Origin of the sequence: Gordonia amarae NBRC 15530 (genome assembly GCF_000241345.1) — a bacterium.
Lineage (GTDB): Bacteria > Actinomycetota > Actinomycetes > Mycobacteriales > Mycobacteriaceae > Gordonia > Gordonia amarae.
The window spans coordinates 53,099-68,596 of sequence record NZ_BAED01000014.1 but is presented as its reverse complement, the minus strand read 5'-3'; the positions used below and the strand labels follow the sequence as shown (position 1 = coordinate 68,596).

At 66.1% G+C, this 15,498-nt stretch carries 14 protein-coding genes; 4 read left to right on the top strand and 10 right to left on the bottom strand.

All coding sequences use genetic code 11. From position 1 onward, the window contains the following. Window positions 1-210 precede the first annotated feature (210 nt). The 6 genes from GOAMR_RS03900 to secA2 all read right to left on the bottom strand — a co-directional run bounded on the left by GOAMR_RS03900 (window position 211) and on the right by secA2 (window position 5,941). Entirely contained in the window at window positions 211-711 is a 501-nt protein-coding gene (locus GOAMR_RS03900) for a bifunctional nuclease family protein (protein ID WP_005182950.1), read from the bottom strand. Window positions 712-776: 65 nt separating this feature from the next. Beyond that, complete coding sequence (gene ftsR / locus GOAMR_RS03895; protein ID WP_005182947.1) at window positions 777-1,463, bottom strand: transcriptional regulator FtsR; 687 nt, start codon at window positions 1,461-1,463, stop codon at window positions 777-779. A gap of 92 nt (window positions 1,464-1,555) precedes the next feature. Continuing rightward, on the bottom strand, window positions 1,556-2,008 hold the full coding sequence (gene garA / locus GOAMR_RS03890) for a glycogen accumulation regulator GarA (protein ID WP_005182946.1): 453 nt from the start codon (window positions 2,006-2,008) through the stop codon (window positions 1,556-1,558). 361 nt (window positions 2,009-2,369) lie between these two features. Beyond that, entirely contained in the window at window positions 2,370-2,771 is a 402-nt protein-coding gene (gene gcvH, locus GOAMR_RS03885) for a glycine cleavage system protein GcvH (RefSeq protein ID WP_005182944.1), read from the bottom strand. 117 nt (window positions 2,772-2,888) lie between these two features. Then, window positions 2,889-3,500 carry a CDP-alcohol phosphatidyltransferase family protein gene (locus tag GOAMR_RS03880; RefSeq protein ID WP_005182942.1) on the bottom strand — a complete coding sequence of 204 codons (612 nt, stop codon included), beginning with the start codon at window positions 3,498-3,500 and terminating at the stop codon, window positions 2,889-2,891. Further along, a complete protein-coding gene (gene secA2, locus GOAMR_RS03875) occupies window positions 3,497-5,941 on the bottom strand; it encodes an accessory Sec system translocase SecA2 (RefSeq protein ID WP_005182939.1) in 2,445 nt (814 codons plus the stop codon). The genes GOAMR_RS03880 and secA2 overlap by 4 nt, the downstream gene beginning before the upstream one ends. Window positions 5,942-6,115: 174 nt before the next feature. On the opposite strand from secA2, the gene GOAMR_RS03870 reads away from it, so the two are divergent. Genes GOAMR_RS03870 through GOAMR_RS03855 form a run of 4 tightly spaced genes read left to right on the top strand, consistent with a single transcriptional unit; the run spans window position 6,116 to window position 8,748 of the window. After that, window positions 6,116-6,604: an META domain-containing protein gene (locus GOAMR_RS03870; protein ID WP_005182938.1), complete on the top strand. Its 489-nt coding sequence runs from the start codon at window positions 6,116-6,118 to the stop codon at window positions 6,602-6,604. 9 nt (window positions 6,605-6,613) lie between these two features. After that, window positions 6,614-7,450 (top strand): polyphosphate kinase 2, encoded by an 837-nt coding sequence (ppk2, locus tag GOAMR_RS03865; protein ID WP_005182930.1) that lies wholly within the window; start codon window positions 6,614-6,616, stop codon window positions 7,448-7,450. 47 nt (window positions 7,451-7,497) lie between these two features. Beyond that, window positions 7,498-8,391 carry an arylamine N-acetyltransferase family protein gene (locus GOAMR_RS03860; protein ID WP_005182929.1) on the top strand — a complete coding sequence of 298 codons (894 nt, stop codon included), beginning with the start codon at window positions 7,498-7,500 and terminating at the stop codon, window positions 8,389-8,391. A gap of 57 nt (window positions 8,392-8,448) precedes the next feature. Next, the gene (locus tag GOAMR_RS03855) at window positions 8,449-8,748 is read left to right on the top strand and encodes a DUF503 domain-containing protein (RefSeq protein WP_040514285.1); all 300 of its coding nucleotides are present in this window, start codon (window positions 8,449-8,451) and stop codon (window positions 8,746-8,748) included. A gap of 65 nt (window positions 8,749-8,813) precedes the next feature. On the opposite strand, the gene GOAMR_RS03850 is transcribed toward GOAMR_RS03855, so the two are convergent. The 4 genes from GOAMR_RS03850 to GOAMR_RS03835 all read right to left on the bottom strand — a co-directional run bounded on the left by GOAMR_RS03850 (window position 8,814) and on the right by GOAMR_RS03835 (window position 15,195). After that, complete coding sequence (locus tag GOAMR_RS03850) at window positions 8,814-11,279, bottom strand: Tex family protein (RefSeq protein WP_050942584.1); 2,466 nt, start codon at window positions 11,277-11,279, stop codon at window positions 8,814-8,816. A 69-nt stretch (window positions 11,280-11,348) separates the two neighbouring features. After that, window positions 11,349-12,341 carry a hypothetical protein gene (locus GOAMR_RS03845; RefSeq protein WP_005182923.1) on the bottom strand — a complete coding sequence of 331 codons (993 nt, stop codon included), beginning with the start codon at window positions 12,339-12,341 and terminating at the stop codon, window positions 11,349-11,351. 62 nt (window positions 12,342-12,403) lie between these two features. After that, complete coding sequence (locus tag GOAMR_RS03840; RefSeq protein ID WP_040514301.1) at window positions 12,404-13,162, bottom strand: DeoR/GlpR family DNA-binding transcription regulator; 759 nt, start codon at window positions 13,160-13,162, stop codon at window positions 12,404-12,406. 65 nt (window positions 13,163-13,227) lie between these two features. Continuing rightward, a complete protein-coding gene (locus GOAMR_RS03835; protein WP_138943583.1) occupies window positions 13,228-15,195 on the bottom strand; it encodes a PTS mannitol transporter subunit IICBA in 1,968 nt (655 codons plus the stop codon). Window positions 15,196-15,498 lie beyond the last annotated feature (303 nt).

Here is a 15,498-nt window from a genome sequence, read left to right as displayed (position 1 = left end):
CGGCCTCATTCGGGCATTTGCCCCGATGAGGTCCTGCGTACTGGACTACAGAGTACGCCCGGTGTCACCGATCTTGGGGACGACACGTCGTGGTGTCGCGTCTTCGACGGTAGCTTCTAAACCTGTTCAATTGCTGCGACGCGCCGATGTTGCGTTATCACAAAATGAATGAGAAATCTTATAGTGACCTGAGAGTAGCCGATTCGTGACTCAGGCTCCGCCGCTGGCCTTGAAGTCGTCGGGGGACACGCTGTCGAGAAATTCGCGGAACTTCTCGACCTCGTCCTCCTTGGCGGGCGCGTCGTCGTCGCCGTCCTCTTCGGGAATCAGCAGACCGGCCTCGGTGAGGACCTCTTCGTCGGCGATGATCGGCACTCCGGCCCGCAGCGCGACGGCGATCGCGTCCGACGGCCGCGCCGATACACGCACGTCCCCGTCGAACACCATCTCGGCATAGAACGTGCCCTCTTGCATGTCGATGATGCGCACCTCGATCAGCCGGCGTTCGAACGCACCGATGAGATTGACGATCAGATCGTGTGTCAGCGGCCGGGGCGGTTCGATGCCCTTCTGCCGCAAAGCGATGGAGGCGGCCTCGCTCTGTCCGATCCAGATCGCGAGGTACCGCTCCCCGTCGAGCTCGCGCAGCAGCAGCACCGGCTGGCTGTTCGGCGGCTCCACCCGAATGCCGACGACCCGCATCTCGCCCATTTCGAGACCTCCTGGGATTAGGTGCTTGCCATCGACGCTACACCGTATCGGGTCGCCGGTCGTGCTCAGTCGAGCGCGCCTCGGAGGGCCGCCTTGACGAGCTGGGTGTGCAAAGTGACCGACAGAGCGGCTATCTCACGCACGAGTTCTTCGGCGCGATCACGCGCGCCGGTGCCCCTGCCTTTGGCGATGGGGCTGGCTATCTGCGCCACCAGGCCGGCCTCACGATCGGCCGACACTTTGAACGCGCGCAGATGCCTGGTCTCGATGCCGTAGCTGACCAAAGCGGCCGCGGCCTCGACCAGACGCACAGCATCCTCGTCGTAGTACCCGGCCGGGCCGACGGCCAGCAGGCCGTTGCGCTGCAACTCGGTGATGAATGCGTCGTCGGCACCGGTCCGGTCGATGAGCGCGTCGCGCGACACCCGGCCGGCCCTGGCACCGAAATCGGTGGCGGGTGCGACGGCGGTGCGCGCCGACGACAGGAGCCGGGTACCGCCGTGGCCCACGCCGCCGACGCCCGAGTCCATGGCGTCGAGCTGTTCCTTGATGACCTTCAGCGGCAAGTAGCGATCGCGCTGTGCGGTCAGGACGAAACGCAGCCGGTCGCAGTCGGCCTGCGAAAAGCGCCGGTATCCCGACGGCGCGCGCTCCGGGGTGATGAGTCCTTCGGACTCGAGGAAGCGGATCTTTGAGATCGATACCTCGGGAAAGTCCTCACGCAGCAGCGCGAGGACGGCCCCGATCGACATCGAGTGCTCGCCGGACTGTGCCTCACCACTTCGTCCCACGTGAGTCTCGACCCCCTCACCCCGGTGCTCTGCCGCAGACGACGCCACGTCGATTATGCGCCCGCGTCGCCGGACCGGGGAGCGCTCAGGAATACCAGCCGGAACTTGCCGATCTGAACCTCATCGCCGTTGCTCAGCGAGGCGGTGTCCACCGGCTCCCGGTTGACGTAGGTGCCGTTCAGGCTGCCCACGTCCACCACCTGGAACTCGTTGTCGCCGAGCCGGAACTCGGCGTGCCGGCGGCTCACGGTGACGTCGTCGAGGAAGATGTCGCTGTCGGGATGCCGACCGGCCGACGTGGTGGCCTGGTCGAGCAGGAATCGCGACCCCGCGTTGGGTCCCCTCTTGACGACAAGCAGCGCGGTACCGGGCGAGAGACGCTCCACCGCGGTGTCGGCGGTTTCGCTCGGCGTACCCGCGTTCGCGTCGAGTTCCTTGATGAACTCTTCACGGAAGACCGACGTGGTCTCCACGGGTGCTTCGAGTTCCTTGTCGTAGTCGCTCACGATTCTCCTTCTCTGTGTTCGGCCTGCCGGCACGGCACCCGGGAATCCCTCTGACCGGACGCACCGTGCGCAGCCGCCTCGATGTCGGTGATGGTGTTCACTGCGAAACCGCTTAGCCAACCTACCGTGGTGCCCCATCAGGCCGGTGAGCCGACCTCCGGGACTCCACGACCGGTACGCACTCCGCAGCGCAACACCATGGACCGGCCCCCGTCATACCGCCGAGTCCGACGGCCCGACGGGGATACGCACGATCATAGCGCGACTGCGCGTGTGTCCAGTGTGGTTACGGTGTCTGTAGTGACCTTTCACGGCGACCGTCGGACCGGGCGGGCAGTACCGGACCGGCCGGACGGACAGTTCAGCCTTCGGTGACCGCGCGGTAGCCGGCCGCGTCGAGCAGTGCGTCCGCCAGCTCCTGCGCGGTGCCCGAGGCCACCGTGATCTCCACCAGCCAGCCCGCCCCGTAGGGATCGGAGTTGACCAGGTCGGGTGCGGCGTCGAGTTCGGCGTTCACTGCCGCCACGGTGCCCGCGAACGGGCCGTAGATGTCCGAGACGCTCTTGGTCGACTCGACCTCGGCGAAGGACTCGCCCGACTCGACGGCATCGCCCTGGGTGGGCAGCTGGACGAACACCACGTCGCCGAGCTGGCCCTGGGCGTAGTCGGTGATACCGACCCGCACGGTGTCCGGGGCGGTGACCTGCACCCATTCGTGTTCGGCCGTGTACCGCAGACTGTCGGGGATACTGCTTTCGCTCACCGGCTCTGCACCTTTCTCATGGTTGAACTCTCGTGGACCGTGTCGCGGCATTCGCCGCACGGGTTGTGACATTAGGCCATCGACAGCGCCCAGGTGGCGACGTGCGCACACTTCGCATCAGACCGTCCGGGGCTGCCGCACCACCAGGATCGTCTGATACCAGTACAGGAGGAATGTCCACACGTACATGCCGACACCCCAGATCAGGAACGCCCAGCCGATCGGGTAGCACACGGTGCCCACCACCGAATCGAGCTGACCGGCCAGCAGCCACGGGAACGCGCTCATCAACGCGAATGTCGCCGCCTTGCCGATGTACAGCGTGGGCAGCGCCAGATGGCCACGGCTGCGCAGCAGCGGGGCGGTGGCGAACAGCAATACGTCTCGCGCGATGACGACCCCGATCAGCCACCACGGCAGGATCTCACGGAAGCCGAAGGCCAGCGGGATGATCACCACGTACAGGCGGTCGGCGGCCGGGTCGAGCAACTCCCCCAGTCGCGACGACTGGTCGAGCAGCCGGGCCAGTTTGCCGTCGAGCCAGTCACTGGCACCGGAGACGAACAGGATCGTCAGAGCCCAGCCGTCGGCCTCCTCCACCAGCAGCAGCCACACGAAGATCGGGATCAGCAGCAGCCGCAGCACGCTGAGCGCGTTGGGCACCGTCAGGATCCGCGAGCCGTCGGCCGGAGCCGGAGCCGCCGCGGGCTCGGGGTGGGCGTCGGTCACCGGAAGATACCGATGATGCCCTGTAGCGCTTTCGCACCGCCCGAGGAGAACAGGTTGTCGTGCACCATGTACGTCCATGTGGACGTCGACCGGTGCAGTCCGAGCCCGTCGAGTTCCACGCCGTCCTCGCTGATGGTGGCCTCGCGGAATGTCTTGCGAGCCTCCGTGAGAGCTTCGGACGGGAGCGTGGAAAACTCCTCGAGGATCAGTTTGTGGAACTCATCGAGCGGGCTCTGCTTGCCGATGGCCCGCAGGTGGATGCTGGCCCGCACGTCGGAGACGAAGGCCAGGTGGTCGGTCCACGCCCGGTCGAGATGGTAGAGCACGATCTCCCGGCAGGCCTGTGACAGCACCTCTTTCGACACCGGTTCCCGAGTCTCCCGCACAGGAGCGTCCTCGGTCTTGTCGGCATCCGCGGTCTTGTCGGCATCCGCGGTCTTGTCGGCATCCGAGGCTATGCCGGCGGCGGCGTCTGTCGCCTCGTCGGACTCGTCCTTCGATTCGGCGGGCGCGGTGCCGTCGACGAGCTGCTTGTAGCGGTCGGGTTCGAGTTCGGCCAGTTCCTCGGCCGCGGTGTCCGTGGTCAGCACCTCCATGCGGCGGCGCACGACGATATCGCGTTGCTGGTTGACCAGGTTGTTGTACCGCCAGGTGTTGGCATGCAGCTCGAGCATCACGCCCTCGGCGATCCGCTGGGCCTGCTTGATCAGCTCGACACCCTTGGCGCCCATCGACCCGTCCTCGGACTGCGCCACCGGGTCGCGCTTGAACGCCAGGTTCCGGGTGACCACCGGATCTTCGAGACTGGAGAAGAACACCGACCGGCCCGGATCGCCCTGGCGTCCGGCGCGCCCCCGCAGCTGGTCATCGAGGCGTTCGGTGTCGTGGCGGCCGGTACCCACGACGCAGAGGCCACCGAGCTCGATGACCTCCTCGCGGGCGTCGTCGTCGCTGTCGGAACCGCCGAGCCGGATGTCGGTGCCGCGGCCGGCCATCTGCGTCGACACGGTGACCGCTCCGCGCTTGCCCGCCTCGGCGATGATCGCCGCCTCCTGGGCGTCGTTCTTGGCGTTGAGTACCACCGACGACACTCCCGCCTTCTCCAGGAAGTAGGCGAGCTCCTCGGACTGGGCGACGTCGTGGGTACCGATCAGGATGGGCTGGCCAGTCTCGTGGACCTCCTTCACGTACTCGACGATCGCCTCGACCTTGTTGACCTTGGAGTCGTAGACGCGGTCGACCTCGTCGATCCGGATGTTGGGGGTGTTGGGCGGTATCTGCGAGACGAGCAGCGAGTAGAACTGCCGGAACTGTTCTCCCGCGGCGAGCGCTGTGCCGGTCATGCCGCACACGGTGGGATAGCGGCCGATGAGGGCCTGCACTGTGATGGTGTCGATCATCTCGCCCGGATCGGTCTGGGCGAGGCCTTCCTTGATCTCCACCGCGGCCTGCACACCGTCGGGCCAGCGCTGCAACTGCGCGACCCGGCCTCGGGAGGCGTTGATCAGGTGCACGCCGCCGTCGCGGACGATGTAGTGGACGTCGCGTTCGAGCAGGTAGTAGGCGTGCAGCGCGATGTTGACGTGTACCAGGGTGGTGCCGACGTGCTGCTCGCTGTACAGGTCGATGCCGCCGAGTTCGGCCTCCAGGAATGCCGCGCCCTCGTCGGTAAGGGTCACGTTGCGGCCGTCGGTCTCGATCTCGTAGTGCTTGCTCTTGAGCCGGGCGACGACCTCGTGGATGGCCTGGTCCGGCACCTGCGCCTTGGTGGAGCCGGCCAGGACGAGCGGGATCAGGGCCTCGTCGACCAGCACCGAATCCGCCTCGTCGATGATCGCGACATCGGGCACCGGCGCGACGAGGCTGTCCTCGGTGAGCGCGAGCTGATCGCGGAGGACGTCGAAACCGATCTCGTTGACCGACGCATAGGTGACGTCGCTCTTGTAGGCGGCGCGACGTTCGTCGGCCGTCGACTTCTCCGACAGCGAGCTCAGCTCGATGTCGAACGCCTCGAACAACGGCCGCATCCAGTCGGCGTCGCGGGTGGCGAGGTAGTCGTTGACGGAGATGACGTGCACGCGATGCCCGGACAGGACGTACCCGATGGCGGCGATCGCACCGGAGAGCGTCTTGCCCTCACCGGTCGCCATCTCGACCACGTCGCCTTCGAGCAGCCGCAGCGCACCCTGCAACTGGACGTCGAAGGCGCGCATCTGCAGCGCCCGGTCGGAGATCTCGCGGACCAGTGCGAGGAACTTCGCCTGGTCCTTCTTGTCGTCCATCTGCAGCGACCGTGCGGTCTCGGCGACGTCCGCATCGTCAATGCCTTCTGCCCAGGACGACTGCTTGTTGGCCTCGGCGATCAGCGACAGCGACTTGGACTGGTTTCGCGTGCTCTGCGATCCCAACAACCGCCACATGCTGTTTGTCAGCTTTCCCACCGAGAAAATCTCCTCCACGCGTGCACCGCCGGCTCGGGCGATACCCCGGCCCTTTGTCGGGGTCCACGGTACCGTCCACGCCGCCCACCCCACTGCAGGCGCCGTCCGAGGGACCGATGAATCGCCGTCCCAAGTGCCCCCGATGCGGTGGTGATGTCGTCTACTTTGGTCCGTATGGCGACATTGATCCGATCGCTCGGCACAGTCCTGGCCACCGGCGCCCTCGCATTCGGGGCGGGGGCGTGCGGCAATTCGTCGACGGCCACCAATTCCGACGACGATGCCACGCGGACGGTTGTGCACACGGCCGCGACGAGCCCCTTGGTAGGCAAGACCTTCACGTCCACTTCGGTCGACGGAGCCACCATCCCCGGCGGCGGTCCCCTGGTGCTGACGTTCCCCGAATCGGGGCGGATCAGTCTGACGGCGGGATGCAATCAGCACATCGGCCCGGTTTCGGTGGAGAAATCGACCCTGACGGTCGGCGCGCTCGCGTCTACGAGGATGGCCTGTCCCCCACCGCGTGACGGCGCAGATGCGTGGCTCGCCGATTTCACCGACAAACCGCTGGCCTGGTCGCTGCGGGACCGTGAGTTGACGTTGAAAGACGGTCCGCGGACCGTTGTTCTCGTAGAGGGTACAGGCGCCGCCGGTTTGCCCTAAGCTCGGTGGATGGGCTCGAAATCACAAGGTAAATCAAAGGAATCCAAGATCCCGAACAAGGTCTATGAGGCCGAGTTGTTTCGTTTGCAAACGGAACTGGTCTCATTGCAGGAGTGGGTCAAAGCCACCCGGGCCAGGATCGTTGTCATCTTTGAAGGCCGGGACGCCGCGGGCAAGGGCGGCACGATCAAACGCATCACCGAATACCTGAGCCCACGGATCTGTCGCGTCGCGGCCCTGCCTGCACCCACCGACCGCGAGAAGGGGCAGTGGTATTACCAGCGCTATGTGGCGCATCTGCCGGCGCCTGGTGAGATCGTCCTGCTCGACCGGTCCTGGTACAACCGCGCCGGCGTTGAGAAGGTGATGGGGTTCTGCACCCCGGAGGAGCACACCCGATTCCTGCGCCAGACCCCGATTTTCGAGCAGATGCTGATCGACGACGGCATCCTCCTGCGCAAGTACTGGTTCTCGGTGTCCGACGACGAACAGTTGCGCCGGTTCCGGGCCCGTATGAACGATCCGGTGCGCCAATGGAAATTGAGCCCGATGGACCTGGAGTCCGTGTACCGGTGGGAGGACTACTCTCGCGCCAAAGACGAGATGATGGTTCACACCGACACCGCCCTGTGTCCGTGGTTCGTCGTCGAATCGGATGTCAAGAAGCACGCGCGGCTCAATATGATCTCGCATCTGCTCTCGACGATCGACTACGAGGACGTGCCCCGTCCGAAGGTCACATTGCCCAAGCATCCGATTGAGACCGGAAATTATCATCGGCCCCCGCGGTCACTGTCCAAATACGTGCCCGATCATGTGGCGGCGCTGCTGGGCGGGGATCACTGAGGGCGGGAATCACCGAGCACGTCCGCCTGCGGTTAGGATCGGAAACCGTGGTTGCCGACTCCGATCCTGTGGACATCAACGCTTACCTACGGCGCATCGGGCTTGTCGGTACGGCCGATTCCGGCGAGGCACCGGCACCCACACTGGAGACGCTCTCGACGCTCGTGACCGCCCATGTGCGCACCATCTCGTTCGAGGGGCTCGACCCGTATGTCGGCATCCCGGTGGCCGACCTTTCACCGCGGGCTTTGCAGCACAAGATGATCGGTCGCCGCCGTGGCGGTTTCTGCTTCGAACAGAACGGCCTGCTCGCGGCGGTGCTCACGGACCTGGGTTTCGATGTGGTGCCCCTGGCCGGGCGGGTGGTGTGGATGCGTGAGCCCGGGCCGATGCCGGCCGAGACCCACAAGTTGCTCAATGTCGGCGTCCCCGGGGAGTCGACGCGGTATCTGGTGGACGTGGGTTTCGGCGGCTGCACGCCGCCCAACCCGCTGCGGTTCGTTCTCGATGAGGCGCAATCGACCGATCTCGAGGATTTCCGCGTGACCGCGGTCGATCCCACCCGGAACCACCCGGTCGACCCGGAGGTCGCCGAGCAGTTGGCGATGGAGGTACGGATCGGCGACGACTGGCGGCCGATGTATCTGTTCACACCGGTGCCACGGCCACCCGTCGACTCGCTCGTCGGTGCGTGGTACGCCTCGACGCACCCGAGTTCGCGTTTCGTCGCGGGAGCGACCGCGGCCATCGCCACCGCGACCAGTCGGCTCAATCTCGCGGGCGCCCAGCTGACCGAACATCACCGCGACGGGAGCACCGTCAAGACCACGCTCGGGTCGGTCGCCGAGATCCTCGATGTGCTCGACGCCCGCTTCGGAATCGATGTCGAGGACTGCCCGGGCTTGGTGGAGCGACTGACCGATTCACTCGCCGCCGGCTGATCCGGCGAAAATAATCCGGTGACCGGCCCCACCGGTCGCGGTAGAGTTCACCGCGATATGTGGATTGGCTGGATTGAATTCGATTATCTCCTCGGCGACGTGCATTCCCTGAAGCAGAAGCGGTCGGTCACCAAGCCGCTGCTCGCCGAGATCCGACGTAAATTCGCGGTGAGCGCGGCCGAGGTCGACCACCTCGACCTGCATCGACGGGCCGCGATCGGGGTCACCGCGGTGAGCCCCGACCGGGCGCACCTCACCGAACTCCTCGACACCGTCGAGCGCTTCGGGGCCGATCGCCCCGATATTCAGCTCGTCGCCACCCGGCGACGGCAGATCAGTTCCTACGACATCGACTGACTTGCGGAACCGACGAGAACGGTCCGGGCGGGAAGCCGCCCGGACCGCTCGCGCGGATCTGTGTGTCAGCGACCGAAACCGGCGTCGCGCAAGGCCTGCGCCATCGAACCGCTCGGTTCGCTGCGACGATTGCCGCCCGACCGGTCGCCCCGCTTGTCTCCGCCACGACCGCCCTTGCCGCGCTGGGTGTTGCCGCTGCCGCGGCCCTGGGCTCCGGCGCCCGAATCACGACGTCCGCGCTGCTCCTGCTGGTTCGGTGCCCCACCACGATTGCGTGGCTTCGTGCCCTTGCCACCGGATTCCACGTCGTCGTTCAGGCGCAGTGACAACCCGATCCGCTGACGTTCGACGTCGACGTCGATCACCTTGACGCGCACCACTTCTCCCGACCGCACCACCTCGTGCGGGTCGGAGACGAACCTGTCGGACATCGCCGACACGTGCACGAGCCCGTCCTGGTGGACACCGACGTCGACGAACGCACCGAACGCGGCCACATTGGTGACCACACCTTCGAGGATCATGCCGGGCTTGAGGTCGGCCACCTTCTCCACACCCGCGGCGAAGGTCGCGGTGGTGAACGCGGGACGGGGGTCGCGGCCTGGCTTCTCCAACTCGCCTAGGATATCGGTCACCGTCGGCACACCGAACTTCTCGTCGGCGAACTCGGTGGGCTTGAGCCCCCGCAGCACCCGCTCGTTGCCGATGAGCTCGGCCAGAGTGATGCCCGAGCGGTCCAGGATCTTGCGGACCACCGGATAGGACTCGGGGTGCACGCCCGAGGCGTCGAGCGGGTCTTCCCCGTCGCGGATCCGCAGGAAGCCGGCGCACTGCTCAAATGCTTTGGGCCCCAGGCGGGGCACGTCGAGCAGGCCCTGACGGCCGCGGAACGGACCGTTATTGTCACGGTGGGACACGATCGACTCCGCCAGTGCCGCGGTGACGCCGGAGACCCGGGACAGCAGCGGCACCGACGCGGTGTTCAGATCCACGCCGACGGCGTTGACCGCATCCTCGACCACGGCATCGAGGCTGCGCGCCAGGGTTCCGGGGGTGACATCGTGCTGATACTGGCCGACGCCGATCGACTTGGGTTCGATCTTGACCAGTTCGGCGAGCGGGTCCTGCAGACGGCGTGCGATCGACACCGCGCCACGGATCGTCACGTCCAGTTCCGGCAGCTCACGAGAGGCGTATTCCGACGCCGAATACACCGACGCCCCGGCCTCGCTCACCATCACCTTGGCGGGCGCCTGGTGCCCGGTGGCCGCGATCTCCTTGACGAGTTCGGTTGCCAGCGCATCGGTTTCGCGGGAGGCGGTGCCGTTGCCGATGGCGATCAGTTCCACGCCGTGCCGCGCGATGAGCGCCGCGAGCGTGGCTTTGGCCTGATCCCACTGGTTGCGGGGCTGGTGCGGGAAGATGGCGCCGGTGTCGACGACCTTGCCGGTGCCGTCGATGACGGCGACCTTGACGCCGGTCCGGAAACCCGGGTCGAGACCGAGGGTGGCGCGGGCGCCTGCCGGTGCCGCCAGCAGCAGGTCTTTAAGGTTGCGGGCGAACACGGTGACGGCGTCGTCCTCGGCGCGCTGACGCAACTGCATGCGCGCGTCGATCGAGGCGGTGACCATGAGTTTGGTGCGCCACGCCCACCGCACTGCCTGCGTCAACCACGGTGTGGCGGGCGCGCCGGCGGCGAGATCAACACCGAGCGCGTCGGCGATCATCACCTGGTACTCGGCATCCTCACCGCCTTCGAGAGCGACCGACAGCACCTCTTCCTTCTCACCGCGCAGCACGGCCAGCACGCGGTGCGACGGCGCCTCGGTGAGCGGCTCGGAGAATTCGAAGTAGTCACGGAACTTCTGTGCGGCAGCACTTTTGGCCACCTCCTCCGACCGCGGCGCGGTGCGTAGCACGCCCTGGTTCCAGAACTTGGTGCGCACGGCACCGACGAGTTCGGCGTCCTCGGCGGCACGTTCGACGACGATGTGCCGAGCACCCTCGAGCGCCGCGGCGGCATCGGCCACCGCCTCGCCCACATATCCGGCGGCAAGTTCGGTGGGATCGACGGACGGGTCGGCCAGCAACGCGTCAGCGAGCGGTTCGAGGCCGGCCTCGCGCGCGATCTGCGCCTTGGTGCGCCGCTTCGGCTTGTACGGAAGGTAAATGTCCTCGAGCCGGGCCTTGGTGTCGGCGGTGTTGAGCGCGGCGGTCAGCTCGGGGGTGAGCTTGCCCTGTTCGGCGATCGAGGAGATGATCGCCTCGCGGCGGGCGTCGAGCTCACGGAGGTAGCCCAGCCGCTCGTCGAGCGCTCGCAACTTGGCATCGTCAAGGCTGCCGGTCACCTCCTTGCGGTACCGGGCGATGAACGGGACCGTCGACCCCTCGTCGAGCATCGCGACGGTCGCGATGACCTGATGCTCGCCGATCTGCAGTTCCTCGGCGATCCGGGCGGTGACGGGTTTGACACCGGGAACCGGGGAAGCCTGTTGGGTGGACGCACTGTTGCCTGTGGCGCTCGAACTCACCCGCGCCACACTACAGAAGCGCCACGACAACCGGCGGACTGCCACCACCGGCCTGTCGAGGCCTGGAAGTCACAGGCTTTCGATGACCTCACGGAACTCCGGCGAATGATAGAACGGCACGAACTGGCGTCTTAGGATCCCGTCGAGCAGGCCTCGCTCGTCGAGGTGAGCGATGATCGGCAGCCCGAATCGCATGCCTTCCTCGACCAGGTCGTCGCGTTCGATGCCCAGATCGGAGATCAGGTCGACCAGCGAGGTGTCGCCGTACTTGTCAAAGAAGTGGTCGACGCCCTCACCGAGCAGGGTCCGGAAATAGTCGGTGTCGCGGAACGCCTTCCAGAATTCGAACACCACGACCACGAAGTCCTCGACGTCGTCGGCGGTCACCAGTTCCCGGAAGCTCCCGACGGAGTCCTGGGACCGGTTGCGCCACAGTTCGTGGGCTGATCCCACCAGCGCGGTGTCCGGCTCCTCCCCCGCCGACCGCAAGACGAAGGCCGCGCCGGTGCGCGTCAGTTTCCCCACCCCGGACTCGATGACAGGCAGCACCGGCGTCGCCAGCCGCGCCAGGACTCCCGCCAGCATTCCCCGCATCCCCGGGTCGGACGATGATCGTCCATGCTCCACAGCGGAATCGACGGCGTGCGTGATGACTTCGACGCACACGTCGACGGTGACCGGGCTGTCGATGACCTCGCGCACGACCCGCCGCACCACGTCCATGTCGCCGATGGCCTGGGTCAGTTCGTCGAAGGTCTTGGTGTCGAGCACATCCGTCAGCCGCACATCGTCGTTGATCGAATGCCGGTACAGCCGTCCGGCGATCTCGCCGACCAGCTCCGGGATGGAACCCTCCAGCGGCATGTTGACGGCGAACTTGATCGCGGTGTCCTTGATCATCTGCGGGGTGACGACCTCACCCAGCGTCAGGTCGGACGCGTCGCGCAGCGCTTCGTCGACCTCGTCGACGATGAAGGCCTCGAAGTGTTCGGGGTCCAGCAGTATCCGTTTGCTGAACGCGACCTGGGCGTCGATGAGCCGCTCGGCGAGATCATCCGTCATGTGACCAGGGTGACATACCGGCCCGGACACCTCACGCCGGCGACACGTCGCGGCATGGCGGGTCAAACGCGCAACACGGTGGGGCCGAGCACCTCATAGCTCTTGGCCTCGGCGAAGCCCAGCTCGCTACCGGTGACGATGGCCTCGAAGTCCGGGACGTCGGCGAAGCGGCAGAAGTTGCTGAGCCCGAACTTCGAGTGCGCGGCCACCAGAATCGATCTGCGTGACACGGCGACGGCGGTGCTCTTGACCGCCGCCACCGCCGGGTCCGAGGTGGTCAGCCCGTTCTCCCGGGATATCGCGTTGGTGCCGATGAACGCGACATCGATCACCAGGCCGCGCAGCATCTCGACCGCCCAATGGTCGACGGTCGCCAGGGTGCGGCCGCGCATCCGGCCGCCCAGCAGCAGCACCGTCGCCGTCGAGCTGTGCGCCAGGGCCTCGGCGGCCAACAGCGACGAGGTGACCACCGTCAACCGCTGGTCGGCGAGTTGCTGCGCGATGAGGCGGGGTGTGAATCCTTCGTCCAGATAGACGGTTTCGGCACCGTGCAACAATCCGACGGCGGCGTGGGCGATGCGCTGCTTCTGTGCCAGATCGACCTGGCTGCGGAATTCCAGCCCCGATTCGAAGGCCGCGGTTTCCGCGGGCACCGCCCCGCCGTGCACACGCTTGAGGAGCCGTCGCGCGGCCAGCGCCTTCAGGTCACGGCGAATGGTCTCGCTCGCCACATCGAGTTCCTCGGCGAGCGAGACCACTTCCACCCGGCCTCGCGTGCGGGCCAATTCGACGATCCGGTGCTGTCGTGTCTCGGAATCCACCGACGTCACGGTACCCGCCGAACCCTCACCACACCCGACTGCTCACGTCGCGGACGGTCAGCCCCTCACTCGTCACCGCCCGCGAGAATTGCCTGGATCTCCTCCGGGCTCTGCGCCGAACGCAGCCTGGCGACGTCGTCCTTGTTGAGGAAGACCTGGGCGATCGTGTTGAGCAGCGCCAGATGGTCCTTGCCGGCACCGGCGATACCCACCACGAATTCGGCCTGCTTGCCGTTCCAGTCGACGGGCTCGTCGTAGCGGACGAACGACATCGCGGTCCGGTTGATCGCACCCTTGGCCTCGTTGGTGCCGTGCGGGATGGCCAGGCCGTTGCCCATGAACGTCGACACCGAACGCTCCCGTTCGTGCATCGCCGCCACGTACGATTCCTCCACCGCACCTGCCGCGACCAGGAGCCGTCCGGCCTCCTCGATGGCGTCGTCGAGGGTGGTCGAGGTTCCCTGCAGCACAATCGAGTTCAGCGACAGGATGTCGTTCTGCGTCGCCGTCGCCGTTGCCGCAGCCCCGGCCGACCCGGCCTTGGGCGCCTCGTGCTTGCCCGCGGTGTGCGCCGGTGCGGCCGATTCAGGTGCCGGCGCCTCCGAAGCCGCCTGTCCCCCGCCCGAATTGGTCTCCTTCAGCGTCTCGACGATCTCGTCGTACCGCGGGCTGCCCATGAAGTTGTCCACGGACACATGCATCGCCGACGGGGTGCGCTGTTTGGCGCGTTCGGTGAGGTCCCGGTGCGTCACCACCAGGTCGAAGGTGTCGGTGAGGTTGGAAATCGCCTTATTCACCACGGTGACGTCACCGAATCCGGCCTGCTGCACCTTCTTCCGCAGCACCGAGGCACCCATCGCCGACGATCCCATGCCGGCATCGCAGGCGAACACGATGTTCTTGATCGGGCCCGCCGCCGCACCACCGGTGAGCGACGCGGCCACCGAGGACTTCTTGCCCTTCATCGATTCCATCGACGCGGTGGCCGCCGACAGATCGCCGTCGTCGTCGCCCTTGTCGGTCTTGAGCAGGAGCGAGGCCACGGCGAACGAGACCGCGGTGGCGATGACCACCGACAACGTGACACCGAGGTAGCTGTCGCTCGCGGTCTGCGCGTACACCGAGATGATCGACCCGGGTGCGGCCGGCGCACGCAGACCTGAGTTGAAGATGACGTTGGTGAACACACCGGCCATGCCGCCGAGCAGGGTGGCCGCGAGCAGCTTCGGCTTCATCAGCACGTACGGAAAGTAGATCTCGTGGATACCGCCGAAGAAGTGGATGAGCGCCGCGCCGGGTGCCGACGACTTGGCCATACCTTTGCCGAACACCATGAACGCCAACAGAAGCCCGAGACCGGGGCCGGGGTTGGCCTCGAGCAGGAACAGGATCGACTTGCCGTCTTCGAGCGCCTGGTTGGTGCCGATCGGGGTGAGCACGCCATGGTTGATGGCGTTGTTGAGGAACAGGATCTTGGCGGGCTCGATGAGGATGGATGTGAGCGGCAGCAGATCGTGGTCGACGAGGAAGTCGACGGCGTCACCCGCCCAGTCGGTGAGGTGCTCGACGATCGGACCGATGCCGAAGAAGCCGATGATCGACAGGATCATGCCGCTGATACCGGCGGAGAAGTTGTCGACCAGCATCTCGAAGCCGGGTTTGATCTTGCCTTCCCACAGCTTGTCGAGGTGTTTGATGGTCCAGCCGCCGAGGGGTCCCATCATCATGGCACCGAGGAACATGGGAACCTCGGCGCCCGCGACGACGCCCATGGTGGCGATGGCGCCGACCACACCACCGCGGACGTCGTAGATCATCTTGCCGCCGGTGTAGCCGATGAGCAGGGGCAGCAGGTAGGTGATCATCGGGCTGACGATTCCGCCGTCGGAGAAGTCTCCCCAGCCGCCTATATGGGCGACCCAGCTGCCCGGCTTGTCCAGTGAGCTGAAGATGCCGGTGATCCAGCCTGTTTCGATGAACAGTGCGGTGAGCAGGCCCCAGGCGATGAACGCGCCGATATTGGGCATGACCATGTTCGACAGAGCCGTGCCGAGCTTCTGTACGCGGACACGCAGCCCGGGCCCCTTGGCGGGTTCCCGGGTTCCGGCGTCCTGGGACGTCGTGGTGGGTGCTGACACTTGATTCTCCTCCGATTCTTCCCGACGTGATACCAGTCACATACGACCAAGTATGCCCATATGCCGGGCATCAGGGCAAGCATTCGGGCATATCTGGGCGGTTATGCGAGTGGATTTATGCCCGTTCGAGGTTTACAGTGGTTGAGAACACATTCATGCATCCGCATGTCCAACACCTGCCAACACGAGAGGATCACC